Source organism: Pseudoalteromonas byunsanensis (assembly GCF_001854475.1).
GTDB classification, from domain to species: Bacteria; Pseudomonadota; Gammaproteobacteria; order Enterobacterales; family Alteromonadaceae; genus Pseudoalteromonas; species Pseudoalteromonas byunsanensis.
Genome location: NZ_MNAN01000026.1, coordinates 1 through 12802 on the forward strand (window position 1 = coordinate 1; position 12802 = coordinate 12802).

The following is a 12802-nucleotide window of genomic DNA, read 5'->3' on the forward strand; positions in this document are numbered from 1 at the left end:
CAGATATTTTGTATTGATGTGTGTGCTTTTGCGGTGATGAGTAATCATACCCATGTGGTGCTTTATATAGATGATAAAAAAGCCCAAAGACTGAGTGATAAAGCAATACTACTTCGTTGGCACAAGTTGTTTAAAGGCTCAAAGATTGCTCTGATGTACTTACAAGGGGTGTGCTTAGATAAAGGTCAGCGCTTCTTTTTAAACCAAGAAATAAAAGAGTATCGGACTAGGTTATCAAGTATCAGCTGGTTTATGCGTGTTCTGAATGAGCATATTGCTCGCAGAGCCAATAAAGAAGATAAATGCACGGGTCATTTTTGGGAAGGGAGGTTTAAAAGCCAAGCGCTGTTAGATGAGGCGGCATTAATGGCCTGCATGGCTTATGTAGATTTAAACCCTATCAGGGCGAAGATGGCAAAAACGCCTGAAGAGTCGGCCCATACCAGTATCAAACTACGTTGTGAACATGTACAAGCGGGCAAACAACCCAAGGTACTTGCACGCTTTGCAGGGTGCCCCAGAAAACACATGCCAAAAGGTTTACCATTTGAGCTTAAATCTTACTTAGAACTTGTTGAGCTCACGGGCAAATGTATTCGCACCGACAAGCGTGGCTACATAGAGCAACACGAAGCCCCCATTCTAAAACGATTAAACATTCAAGCGCAAAACTGGGTAAAACTCACCACACAGTTTGAAAAGGTGTTTTATGGAGCAGTAGGTAAAGCGCATAACCTTGATGTGTACTGCGCACGACAGCAACATAAACGACGACGAAGTATAAAAAGTAGTGAAGCGCTATTTGCCTAACACCCGATTCGCACTACTAGGTTAAAACGCCATGCTCATAAATGGGTAGAACTCGACGTGTTTAAAGTTGAGATAAAATACCTACAATCACACAGTTGAATTAATCATTTAGCAATTATCGGAACATATTTGGTACCATAGATAAATAAAACAGGTGTCAGTGGGTTAGGGATAGTTCAGCAAGCGTTGTTTTAGCTTTGTTTTAAAGTGTTTTAAAGTGTTTTAAAATGGCTGTCCTGCTTAAATGTGCTGCTTAAATGTGGTCCTGCTTAAATGTGCTGCTTAAATGTGGTCCTGCTTAAATGTGGCGTACATTAACAAAGATTGTACGCCACACATCAACTTTTAACGGTTAATCGTTGTTGAACTTAAATACTGCATGGTATAGGTCTGCTGTAGTCACAACGCTCACCAATAATAGGATCGTCTACCACTTTTAGACGGATGTGGTTAGAGATATTTAAATAAACATTACCCAAGTAGATTTGTTCGCGAGAGCCGTATAGTACTTTCTTAGTTCTATCAACTGTTAGCTCAATAAATTCACCACTTGTAAGCGTTGCAAACTTATCTTTTATAGCAATCCCATAGTCTTTTCCGTTGTAAACGTATGTACCATCAGGAACATATTGGTCCATACCGAACAGTACTTTTTCATAACTGCTTGTTTTACTGTTGATGATTCCGACAATTGTTCCTTCAATTAATTGCTCAATATCATCTTCAACAGAGTTGGTGAAAACAGAATTAAATAATGGGATTAGATCAAGTAGGCTATCTACGTCAACATCTGATTGAACTTTAAAGTTTGGAGAAACCTCTACTCGATTTACGATACCAGTATAAGGGTTGTAGTATCCCGTCGCCCATAGTGTGTTACTCCAAATTTTGATTCTTGCTTTAGCATAAAAGCTTTTTTCAGCTTTAGCGTAAGCGTCAACAGAGAAACCTCCAATGGTTGCTTTGATTTCACCATTTGATAAGCCTTGAAGTTTAATTTTAAAAGGCCCGTTGATTTTGAAATCGTAAGCTTTTAAAGATGCTTTACCACTTAGCTTATTCCTAATCTTTGTTAGCAACTCTGCTCTGATCCTATCTTCGACAGCTCGAATTTGCTTCGCTTTTTTAGTAATTCGCAAAAGGTTTGGATGGTACTTGGTGTAAGAGTAATTGCCTACAGATATTGTGCCTTTGGCTCGCCATTGTTGGACGTAATGCTCATAGTAAGCTGAGGCTGTGAAACTAAATAAGGTTAAGCTTAAAATTAATAGTCTTGTTAACATTTTAAATTCCTTTTGTTTAAACTGTATATTTTCAGTTGCTTTTGTTTCCAAAGTGGGTAAATTATTTCACAATGTTAACGGTTGATCAATGGGGGTTTCCCTATTTTTTGGAAATCGTATTTAATTCAAGTGCAAGTAGTAATCAGGATGTTAATAAAAGAGTGGTAACTTACCTTATTATCCATAAGTGTCGTTAATTAATTAAAAGGACAGTCACTCAAATTTGAATCTTTGAGTGGCTAGCCTACACTTTTAACTTCTCAAAATTGAATCAAATTCTAAGTTCAAGGAGTGAACGATGGGATTGGCAAGGAAGCGGCAAATTAGTTTGTCAGATACCCCGTATTATCACTGTGTGTCACGCTGTGTTCGCCGTGCGTTTTTGTGCGGAGAAGATAATTATTTGGAATAAAAGTTAGTACCTATATTGAGAACTGTAGGGTGCTTTGTTACTATTTGTTAGTTGCTAATAAAGCAACAGGATAAATTGAATTTTAACAAGGAAAAATAATGGAAAATAGTTATAGCAAGGTTAGTTTTCTTCTAGCAGCATCTTTAAGCTTTTTGTCTGCTAACAGTTTAGCTGCTGATTTGTCACTTCATAAAGCGCATAGCTTTGGTAATTACTTTTATACAACTGATGTAACAGATATGCTTAATGCTAAAGCTGCAGGCTATGAATATAGAGGTGTTGCAGTAAAACTTGTAAGTCAAGGTGACAATGATGCAGATAAACCTTTTTACAGACTATATAACAAAGATTCAGGGGTAACGGGAACACACTTTTACACCACAGATATAAATGAAGCGCTAAATAGTAAATCCTTAGGTTATGAATATCAAAGAACTGAGGGTTATACAGTCAAGTCAGGTGCGAAGAAAATTTATCGCGCGTATTCAGCAACCACAGACAAATATTATTATACGACTGATACTACCGAAATGCTCAATCTAGTAGCGAGTGGTAACTATAGTTACCAAAAAACCGAAGGCTACGGTAAGTAATATCTATAGAGATGGCGCTTATGTAGATAAGACTGCCATCTCATTAGGGCTCTATTATGTCAAAAGTAACCACTTCTAAACTTATTATATTTTTATACCTTTCACTGATAGTATTTTGCATATTTTTACTGGTTAGAGTAAATGTCTTATCGGCGCAACTTGGTGAGCTAAAAAACGCTATGCCAAGTCATTTTACAGAGCTGCCTGCAATTGATGATACGCCTTCTCACGTTGACAGGCATGAATTACAGGAGGTTTTAGTTAGGTTAGAGCAGCTCGAAGAAAGCGCTGATAAATTAGCTGTGCAACCTACAGAACAAGTCTCGACAAGACACAACGCGCAAATAAATGAGCCTTCAGGGAGTACACCAGAGGGACAAATGCCTGAACAAGATTTTCACGAAGGCCGTGTACAGTGGCAGCAAAAATATGCTGCTAGCATGTTTGAAGATGCAGACAAGAAGGCACAGGTTATGGCGGAGTATTTGGCCGAAAACTACAAGCTTGATAAGCGTAAGCAGCGGCAAGTGCTCTCTATCATGCGCGAACATTTTGTAGAATTTGCTTATCTCATTTCTGACACTGATACGTACCCGTCATTTAATTCATTTTCGAAGCAGGTTGAGTACCTAAATAGCCAAAAAATGGGCAAGTTATCACAAGTGCTATCTGAGCAAGAAATAAAGTCATTTAACTCAGTTGATTGGATGACGATATTTAAAAGTAGTGGCCTTAATTAATTATTAAAAATTAATGTGGACACACATTCTTAGTTCGTAGTTCTAAATGGCTATTTGGAGTGTTTCGTACGCTTTAATATTGGGTTTCATTTTACGGCAAGTAGCTAAACGTTACTTGCCGTAAATAGATTTAGAATAAGCGAGTGAATTCAACTTCAATTTCACCGTTATCTTCTAAAATACCCAGTGTGTTGTTATCAAGTACAACTTTCAACTGTGCATTATCGCACGGCGACTCTTCTGTTGTTGAGCACTCAGACTCAGGCCCCCAGAAAGTGTGTGTTATAGTTAAAGATAGAGTATCGTTTTCGAATGTATACTTACCAACCTCATAGCCGGCCTCGAAACCACCTTCTGTATCAAGTTCTACTAACGCGAAGTCACCTTGAGATGTCAATGTCAGGTATTGAGTTTCATATTCACCTTCCATGAGCCAAGCGCCTGCGATGGTATTTTCAGTAAACGATAGTCGTTCAATTTTAAATGGTTCTTCTGAATTTGGCGCAAAGGTTAAACTTGTATCAGCCAATTCATATGTGAGTGTTAATGCTTCTGCACACAGTTCTCCACGTGGCGCACTACAAAATAGAGCCTCGCCATCGCGATTAACTAGTGCTTGAAACATTACTTTCGAATCGCTCAAAGAATAACGACCTTTTTCTACGCCAACCCAGCCATTTTCTTCTTGCCACTGGAGCGCAATATAGTCATTGTTGTTTAAGAATTGGAACATGATTGATTCGCTGGCAAAAGTATAAATACCCGCAAAAGATTTAAATTCAAGCTCACTTTGTTTTAGCGTGTTTGAGAAGTGTTGCACGGCCTCTGATTCTGGGATCAATGACTCAACATACTCGTTTTGGCCACCATTTTGCACTAAGTTAAGTACATTTTGGTTTGCTGCGAACAGTTCAACATCAATATCGAACTCTACAGGCATAGCATTTTCTTTGGCCTGGTCAGTGATGGTAATACCATTTTCTGGATTACTATCTTGGTCCAATGTTTGTAATAAACGAAGTATGTTGACGACACTTGGAGATTTTACATTATCGGTACTTGCAAGGGTTAAAGGTGTGATCTTACTGCCAGCGCTTACAACAGGGAAATTTAATGCCCCTAATGAGAAAGTGATAGTTTCACCAGCCACATACTCAAATTCACCCTGAGCGTTTGTTACTCCCGAACGAGTCTCAGTTTTATAGTCTACATTGCCAACAGCGCTATCTAGAAACACACCTTTGCTTAGAACATCTGGAGTGATTGAGGCGCTATTATCAACCGATTTGTCGCCATCGTTGCCACTAGAGCAAGCGGTTAATGCTAGTAAAATTGCCGAAATTGACAGTGTATTTTTAATCATCTTAAGTACCACGTTGAATTTGTTTGAATGAGGTATTGTTGCGTAATTTGGGATGTGTTTTGGCGGCAGGAGTATAATATATCAACAATGATACTATCAAGTAATATTCATGTAGATACTCCGTTTGTGGCCCGGGTGTAGGGGGGGACATGTGATCAGTGGAGTTACTTATAAACTACATATGACAATTTGATGCATTTTTACGAATAATTCTCATGCACTCTATACGTGATAAAATCTCTAAATCGACATACATTCAATTTACAATATGCTTGTAGAGTCGTGTGCATAATTAAACTACTAACTCTATGTGTAAGGTCAGAATGGTGGGGTGGGTAAAAGGGCGTCATATCAGCTTGTCAAACAGACATGTGTTGCAGCTAAATACTTTAATTGTATTTCAATAGTGCTCAGTGCAAGGTTTCTTAAACTCAGGGCGGCGGTAGGCGCTTAGCAAAGCGCTAAAGTAATGATGCCACGTTTTTATCATGGCATCATCAACCAAAGATTAGATAAACTTAGTTTATCTGAAAGTCAGGGTGTCCTGCGCGATTTAGCGTAAATGCATAAACGTCAGCATAAATCTTTGCTGCTTGTTGGTTGGATGAACCAACCCCATGTCCACCTTTCTTATTCGCTCTAATAATCAGTAGTTCGCCTTTTCCTTGATCAACATAGCGGGCAGCAAATTTACCAGATTGCCAAAGCTCCACTCTTTGATCATTTAAGCCAACACTAATCATGATATCTGGATAGCGGGTAACGTGCTCAAGTTGCTCATAAGCGTCCATTTTCCAGATTGCCTCGAACCCTTCTTGAGTACGTGGATCGCCAAGTTCGCCGAGTTGGTTAGCACCGTTTTGGGCGTACAATACTCTTAAGGGGTTTAAGATAGCAACGTTTAATACAGCATGTTGAAATAGATCGGGCCTCTTTAGTACGGCAGGGCCAATCAGTGTGCCAGCCATACTGCTACCAAAAGCTCCCATCATACCAGGTTCGCTTCTGCCTGTTTTAACCAAGTGTTCAGCACATGCGATATAGTCAGCATGACCATTTGGTTTATTTTTCCCGCGACCACCTTCATGCCACTTTCGGCCTTTTTCACCACCGCCCCTTACATGGCAATTGGCCCAAATTGCGCCTTTTTTAAGAAATGGGAACATCTTACTGCGGTAATAGGGTTCAAGTGATGTACCGTAGCCACCATATCCATATATAATTGCGGGGGCTACCTTATCTTGGCTATGTACAGATTTAAAAATAGTAATAGGGACTTGGGTGCCATCTTCACTTGTAGCATACTCACTGATCACTTCGAAGCCTTCTGGTGCTTCGATTGCTGGTTTACCAAATTGAGTTTGAGATACTTTTCCTTGGCTGTAATGATAATAAGTCATTGGTTGCTTTGGTGTTTCTAGAGCAAAGGATAGCACGTCATTTGTAGGGTCAATAGTTAGGTTTGATAGTACACCTTTTTGTGGTAACGGCACTGAAGACAGTTTGTTGTTTTTAACCTCGTACAAGCCATCGGCACCGTTCTCTTTGTATTTTACATACAGTTTATCTTTAGCACACAGTACCGCACGAATGTCTGTCTCGCCTTGCGCTATGATCACCTGAGCATCTTCAAGAGATTGAGACATCGCTAAGTCTAGTTTTATTAACTTGCCATTGGGTGCGTCTTTTTGTGTGACCAGATAAAGTACATCATCTTTAAAAGCAACGCTGATAATGCGGTCGTCATAATCTGCTAGCTCAAGCCAGTTTTGGTCAGTTTTCTTTTTAATCAACAGTCGGCCGTCAGGGCGGGCGCCGCCAGTTTCGGCCATTATCCACTCGCCGTTTGGCTGAGTAGACATGAATGGAAATTCGTTTAGCTCTATCTTTGGTGCAGATGGAGATTCGGCATTCGGTCCCATTTCTATGGTTAACTTTTTACTTGGTAAGTGGTAGCTAATGACTTGCATACCTTGGAGCGGATCAGACGGCTCCAGATAGGTCATCACAGTAGCGAAGAGCCTGTTTTCATCCACCCAGTTAACACGAAACTCGCCCCAAATATCTGGTAATTTATGATCTAGCAATTTACCGGATTCTACATCCATAAAATACATCTTGCCTATTTCTGAACCATTGGGGGAAATGTGGAAAGCGAGGGTTTTCCCCTTTGGAGATAGACGATAGTTGTGTATGGCTGTGTTGTCATCAGGGTTGGACTTAAAATCAGCAGGGTCTACCAAGACACGCTCATGTTTGCCTTCTTTGATATACAATTTGGCAATATCATCTTGCTCTTTTTTAGTCAGATGTATGGTTTTACCACTGTGTAAAGACAAAGAGCTGGTAACATCTCCAACAGCACTTTGCGTAAGTAACTCCTGATAAAGATCGGAGTATCCGGGCATGCTAGTTAAGACAGCATCAGTTTGATCAGCCGCTTTAGACATCCAATCACGCAAAGTTTTATCATCTTGTTCCATCCAGCGATACGGATCTGAAACTGGTCTACCGAACACCGTTTCATTAACTTCAATCTTTTTTAATCGTTGTACTGAAGTAAATGGTGTGTCCTCTTTTGGTGCACTTGTGTAGCTTGCGCAAGCACCCAACACAATAATTGCTGCGGTACTTAGCATGAGGTGTTTCATAAATTGCTCCGGTGTTTTGTTATTGTTCCCTTTGTAGGCTAGATGATACCTAAATTAGCGACATCAGGACAGGTGCTAGAGGATTTCAAATCTGCTTTTGTTCACATTTTTGTACTTTCAGGCGCTGACAATTCATCGTATTAAAGGTATTAGTGAAAGTTTCTGTGAATCGCAGTCAGTTTTGTTAATTAATGTATAATGGGAAAATTACGAAATACATATTTGAAATATTGGAATCGAAATGCGAAAAATCACTAAGTTTCTTGTCTCAGTGGGTTTAATTTTATCAATCAGTGGATGCGCTAATACAGCAAATGACTCAAGCAGAATTATTCGCATTGATCCCATTAAACTCGACAAAGCCGAAATGAACGGTATGAAATACTATCGCAAAGGTGACTACGAAAATGCATTCAAGCAATTGAAAGAACCAGCAATGTGGGGCTACAAAGGTTCTCAATACGTGTTGGCCTTTATGTTTTTAAAAGGTCAATATGTAGAGCAATCTACAGTGATAGGTATGGGTTGGCTGGGAGTTGCCAACGAAGTAAATGTGAACGAGTGGCGCGCACAGTTTGATACATTTTATGGGGCTTCGCCAGCGCCTTTGAAAGCTAAAATTGACGAAAAAGTAGCGCTTTATATTCAACGCTATGGTATGAAAGAACAAAACATCACCTGTAATAAATCGTTGAGTACATCTACCAAACGTGTAGAGGTTAAATGCCAGCATTATGAGGGTCTTGGTACACTTTACGATATTGAAATGGTGGAGTAATTAAAATGGGCCAATACGGATAAATTGGCCCTGTTATACACCTAAAGGGTCGTTACAATGTGCTGTACAATTGATTGTTTGATTTTTGGAGCGGTTTGTTGACTAAAGCCGTGGCCTGTTGCATAGGTGTCGTGTATCACAGGGTAGGTAAACTCTCTTTCATTTAAGTACTGTTCTATATCCTTTGCCATTTGATATGATGGCCAGACTTGGTCGTTCTGTGCTGAGATCATCAGTAGAGGGCCATTGATTTGTTCAAATTTAAACTGAGACTGCACCACTTTTTTCTTATTCTGTAACGACACCGTAAAGCGCTCTAGTAAATCGGCTTTGCTATCAAGTGCTAACCCCAGCGCGGGAATATCTTTGCCTTGGTAGGTCCATGCTGACTTTGCTTGAGTTAGTCCGTTCCATGCTACCTTACTGGGTGTGGTAACCACCACAGATTTGATTCGTTTATCAAGCGTTGCCATTAAAAACGCCGCTTCAGAGCCCCTTGAGCCACTCACAACCCCGATTCTGTTTTTGTCTATTTTTGGGTGTGATGCTAGATAATCAACGGCGTGAAGAAAGTACTCTATGGGGATTTGATCGAGAGTTTTGGCTATGCCTGGCGCATCGAAAAAGGCAAGGCCAAGCACCGCAACACCGTGAGGAGCAATCATTTCTCCATTGGCTTTACCTGCACTAAGTCCTCCTTCTGAGCCACCAAAGGCGATAACGGCAGCGAGTTTATCCTGTGCTTTAGGTAGGTAGAGCTCAGCCACAAGGTTTTGGTATTGAACCTTCTCAATATGATAGTCAAAGTCTTTACTGAAGGCTTTTGTGGTTAAAAGTTGGGTTACTAGCAAAATGAAAAGTATCTTGCGCATCATAAGTCCTTTTTTGTTGAGGTATCGAATTAGATTATCTGTAGATGATTTTTATTTATTTTACAGAGAATTATAACTGACAAATATACATAACACAGTAAAAACTACACCGAAGGTGTAAGAGAATATTGCGTACCAGCGAGGAATGGTGACCTTGAAATCTTCCTCTTGTTGTCTCGCTGCCAGTATAAATCCATACGCCCAGCCGATGAGATTATGGGTGATGTATAAAGTCGGCACTAAAATCTGCACCGCAGAAAGAGGGAGTTTGAATAGGGCGGTAATGCTAATTATCATCCAAGTAAATTCTACTAGCGAGGTGATGATTGCGATTCTATTGATGGGGACTGAGGCAGTATTTAAAATATAACGTGCTTCATAGATGACCACCAAGCCAATTAATATACTTAAGTCGAGGTATAAATTGAGCATTACTTTGAACCTATTTTTACTTAATGATACTAGCAGGAATGAGAGCTTAGCTCTCATTCCACTAAAGCACTTCTTTACATGCTGTTGTATTCATCTTCCCAGAAAAACTTCTTTTCTCCAAAAGCGGGTTGTAAATCACTTAACCATGTTGCCTTTTCATCATACTTTGCGAAAAATGGCTGCTGCACCCAATCTGGGTTGCGAGCTTGAATGAAGCGAAGGACAAATACTTTTTCACCATGAATAGTCGCAACGCCACTGATTTCTACTTTGCCTGGGCCTGCACTCATGGAAGGGCCACGAACCGTCCTGCTTACACCTGAAACATTTTTATATGCATCGCGGAATATTTCCCACGTTTTATAAAGCGGTATTTCAAAATACCTTTTGGCTCCGGTATCGCGTTCAATAAACATGTAGTAGGGCACCATGCCGAGCTGAGTTTGCTCTTGCCACATTTGAGACCACATATTTGCATCAACATTAATATGATTAAGCAAAGGAGCTTGAGTGCGGATCTGTACACCTGTTTTTCGCAGGAGTCGAATTGCTTCTTTTGTAATTTCACTGCGCAGCTCTTGTTTATGATTAATATGCGCCATGATCGACACATGCTTGCCAGCATCAACGAGCTCTTTGAGTAACGCTAGCAGATCTTTGGCGTCTGGGTCTGTGACATACCTAAAAGGCCAAAAGGTGAGAGATTTGGTGCCGATACGAATCGTTTTAATATGATCAAAGCGCACTTCTTTAAGTGCTTCTAAATACTTACGTAATTTAACGGTACGCATAACCATTGGGTCGCCACCGGTCATCAATAAGTCAGTAACATCCTTATTGGTACTTAGATAACTGTGAAGTAATTCTGCATCATTATTATTAAAACGCGTGGCTTTGCCGACAAACTGCGCCCACCTGAAACAAAAGGTGCAATAGGCATGGCAATACTGCCCCTGAGAGGGGAAAAACAATACTGTTTCTTTGTATTTATGTTGAATACCTTCAACGCGCTTGCCTTGAAACTGTGGTACGTTTTTCTCCATCTGCCCTGCAGGATGCGGGTTCAATTTGTGGCGGATGTGATTGGCAAGTTCGATGACTTCATCTTGTGTGTGCGATCGTTTGAGTAATGCCGCCATTTGCTCATATGACTCGTCATCGAGCATCCCGCGTTGCGGAAAAGTTAGCTGGAAAATGGGGTCATCGGGCACCTTGTGCCAATCAATGAGTTCTTCAATGACGAAGTTGTTAACACGAAATGGGAAAACGTTCGCAACAACCTTCATCTCAAAACGTAAATGCTCAGGGAGCTTATCGAGTTGCTCTATTTTGTCGATTTGACGATGTTGATAAACTTTATACCTTGGCGCTTGGTACGCTTGGGCTGGTTGTAAATGAACGGTTTGCTGCATAAATCCTCGTACTTTTACTAATTGCTGTGTAAAAGCGGTACATTGTAACAGCTTTTGCCATGCAAATTCATTCAACTTTACTAAACAAACAACGACTTAGTCGCAGCTTAGACTCAGTTACACATGCTCAGCCCCATCAAACGTCTAGTACTGTTGCTGCTTTATAGCTTGGTATATGACGTTTGCTAAACGCTCAATATCTTCAGTCTCAGTGATATAGGGGGGCATGATATAAATCAGTTTACCAAATGGCCTGATCCATACTCCCTGACTAACAAAAAACCTCTGTATTTTAGCGACATCGATATGTTTGTCTATTTCAACAACACCGATAGCCCCTAATGTTCTAACATTGACAACCTCATCGAGCGCCTCACAGCGTTTCAATGCATTCATTGCTTGGTTGATCTGAGCTATTTGTTGTTGCCAGTTATTCTCAAATAGTAAATCAATACTGGCATTTGCCACTGCACAGGCCAGAGGGTTACCCATAAAGGTGGGGCCATGCATTAGAACACCAGCTTCGCCTTCGCTAATGCCAATTGCAACTTTCTCTGTGGTGAGTGTTGCAGAAAGAGTCATTGTGCCACCAGTAAGGGCTTTACCAATACACATAATATCGGGACTGATATTAGCGTGCTCGCAGGCAAATAACTTACCAGTGCGACCAAACCCTGTGGCTATTTCATCCAAGATTAACAACACATCATACTTATCACATAGCTCCCTGAGTTTGGCTAAATAGACTGGATTGTAAAAATTCATCCCACCAGCGTTTTGCACAATGGGTTCAATTATGAAGGCTGCGACTTCGTGATGGTGGTTTTTAAATGCTTGTTCTAGCTGTTCTAGTTCGGTGAAGTCAACGGATTCATTAAACTTTGCACGAGGAGCATCGACAAAAATATGCTCAGGCAAAAAGCCTTGATACATGCTGTGCATTGAGTTTATTGGGTCACAAACACTCATCGCGGCAAAGGTGTCACCATGGTAACCTTTTTGTGCAGTCATTAGTTTGTGTTTATCTGTGTTGCCTTTGCTTATCCAATATTGCAATGCCATTTTTATTGCAACCTCAACACTTACGGAGCCGCTATCGGCAAGAAACACGCGGTTTAAAGGTTCAGGTGTTATTGAGATGAGCTTTTTACATAACTCAACAGCAGGTGAGTGAGTTATACCACCAAACATAACATGACTCATTGTATGAGCTTGGCATGTAATAGCGGTAACCAATTTGGGATGGTTATAACCATGAATCGCGCTCCACCAAGACGCCATACCATCTATTAATACTTCCCCAGTATCAAGATGTAGCTTGTTATGGTCGGTGTGAGTCACTCCATATGACGGCAGCGGATTGAGCATGGAAGTGTAGGGGTGCCAGATGTGCTTTTTATCAAATTCTTTATCTATTGTTGTAATTTTGCTCATTGGTAAACCTTTGCTAACTGGT

Annotated in this window: 11 protein-coding genes and 1 pseudogene; 5 read left to right on the forward strand and 7 right to left on the reverse strand. The window is 40.5% G+C overall.

What is annotated here, in order from left to right; all coding sequences use genetic code 11:
- On the forward strand, positions 1-810 hold an 810-nt coding region (locus BIW53_RS03805; RefSeq protein ID WP_070990491.1), incomplete at its 5' end, for a transposase.
- A gap of 368 nt (positions 811-1178) precedes the next feature.
- Here BIW53_RS03805 and BIW53_RS03810 read toward each other — a convergent pair.
- Complete coding sequence (locus BIW53_RS03810; RefSeq protein ID WP_070990492.1) at positions 1179-2093, reverse strand: hypothetical protein; 915 nt, start codon at positions 2091-2093, stop codon at positions 1179-1181.
- Between the two features lie 298 nt (positions 2094-2391).
- On the opposite strand from BIW53_RS03810, the pseudogene BIW53_RS20655 reads away from it, so the two are divergent.
- From BIW53_RS20655 to BIW53_RS03820, 3 genes and pseudogenes are all read left to right on the forward strand, one after another.
- Positions 2392-2496 (forward strand): annotated as a pseudogene (locus tag BIW53_RS20655) (transposase); the annotation flags it as partial.
- 107 nt (positions 2497-2603) lie between these two features.
- The gene (locus BIW53_RS03815; RefSeq protein WP_070990493.1) at positions 2604-3098 is read left to right on the forward strand and encodes a hypothetical protein; all 495 of its coding nucleotides are present in this window, start codon (positions 2604-2606) and stop codon (positions 3096-3098) included.
- 56 nt (positions 3099-3154) lie between these two features.
- On the forward strand, positions 3155-3838 hold the full coding sequence (locus tag BIW53_RS03820) for a hypothetical protein (protein ID WP_070990494.1): 684 nt from the start codon (positions 3155-3157) through the stop codon (positions 3836-3838).
- Between the two features lie 130 nt (positions 3839-3968).
- Here the strand turns inward: BIW53_RS03820 and BIW53_RS03825 are convergent, their stop codons facing one another.
- Together BIW53_RS03825 and BIW53_RS03830 are read right to left on the reverse strand one after the other, a co-directional pair.
- Positions 3969-5201 carry a hypothetical protein gene (locus BIW53_RS03825; protein WP_070990495.1) on the reverse strand — a complete coding sequence of 411 codons (1233 nt, stop codon included), beginning with the start codon at positions 5199-5201 and terminating at the stop codon, positions 3969-3971.
- A gap of 518 nt (positions 5202-5719) precedes the next feature.
- Positions 5720-7852, reverse strand: a complete 2133-nt coding sequence (locus BIW53_RS03830; protein ID WP_070990496.1) for a prolyl oligopeptidase family serine peptidase — start codon at positions 7850-7852, stop codon at positions 5720-5722.
- Between the two features lie 241 nt (positions 7853-8093).
- Here BIW53_RS03830 and BIW53_RS03835 point away from each other — a divergent pair, with 241 nt between their 5' ends.
- Positions 8094-8630 carry a hypothetical protein gene (locus BIW53_RS03835; RefSeq protein ID WP_070990497.1) on the forward strand — a complete coding sequence of 179 codons (537 nt, stop codon included), beginning with the start codon at positions 8094-8096 and terminating at the stop codon, positions 8628-8630.
- A gap of 41 nt (positions 8631-8671) precedes the next feature.
- Here BIW53_RS03835 and BIW53_RS03840 read toward each other — a convergent pair whose 3' ends face one another.
- From BIW53_RS03840 to bioA, 4 genes are all read right to left on the reverse strand, one after another.
- A complete protein-coding gene (locus BIW53_RS03840; protein WP_070990498.1) occupies positions 8672-9502 on the reverse strand; it encodes an acyl-CoA thioester hydrolase/BAAT C-terminal domain-containing protein in 831 nt (276 codons plus the stop codon).
- Between the two features lie 60 nt (positions 9503-9562).
- Positions 9563-9934 (reverse strand): hypothetical protein, encoded by a 372-nt coding sequence (locus BIW53_RS03845; RefSeq protein ID WP_139158773.1) that lies wholly within the window; start codon positions 9932-9934, stop codon positions 9563-9565.
- Positions 9935-10008: 74 nt separating this feature from the next.
- Positions 10009-11346: a KamA family radical SAM protein gene (locus tag BIW53_RS03850; RefSeq protein ID WP_070990942.1), complete on the reverse strand. Its 1338-nt coding sequence runs from the start codon at positions 11344-11346 to the stop codon at positions 10009-10011.
- A 144-nt stretch (positions 11347-11490) separates the two neighbouring features.
- Positions 11491-12780, reverse strand: coding sequence for an adenosylmethionine--8-amino-7-oxononanoate transaminase (bioA, locus tag BIW53_RS03855; RefSeq protein ID WP_070990500.1), 1290 nt, complete (start codon positions 12778-12780; stop codon positions 11491-11493).
- Positions 12781-12802 lie beyond the last annotated feature (22 nt).

Coding starts and splice junctions, on each gene's coding strand:
- BIW53_RS03850 (WP_070990942.1), bottom strand. CDS start 11,346: ATGCAGCAAACCGTTCATTTACAACCAGCCCAAGCGTACCAAGCGCCA.
- BIW53_RS03835 (WP_070990497.1), top strand. CDS start 8,094: ATGCGAAAAATCACTAAGTTTCTTGTCTCAGTGGGTTTAATTTTATCA.
- BIW53_RS03840 (WP_070990498.1), bottom strand. CDS start 9,502: ATGCGCAAGATACTTTTCATTTTGCTAGTAACCCAACTTTTAACCACA.
- BIW53_RS03810 (WP_070990492.1), bottom strand. CDS start 2,093: ATGTTAACAAGACTATTAATTTTAAGCTTAACCTTATTTAGTTTCACA.
- bioA (WP_070990500.1), bottom strand. CDS start 12,780: ATGAGCAAAATTACAACAATAGATAAAGAATTTGATAAAAAGCACATC.
- BIW53_RS03815 (WP_070990493.1), top strand. CDS start 2,604: ATGGAAAATAGTTATAGCAAGGTTAGTTTTCTTCTAGCAGCATCTTTA.
- BIW53_RS03845 (WP_139158773.1), bottom strand. CDS start 9,934: ATGCTCAATTTATACCTCGACTTAAGTATATTAATTGGCTTGGTGGTC.
- BIW53_RS03830 (WP_070990496.1), bottom strand. CDS start 7,852: ATGAAACACCTCATGCTAAGTACCGCAGCAATTATTGTGTTGGGTGCT.
- BIW53_RS03820 (WP_070990494.1), top strand. CDS start 3,155: ATGTCAAAAGTAACCACTTCTAAACTTATTATATTTTTATACCTTTCA.
- BIW53_RS03825 (WP_070990495.1), bottom strand. CDS start 5,201: ATGATTAAAAATACACTGTCAATTTCGGCAATTTTACTAGCATTAACC.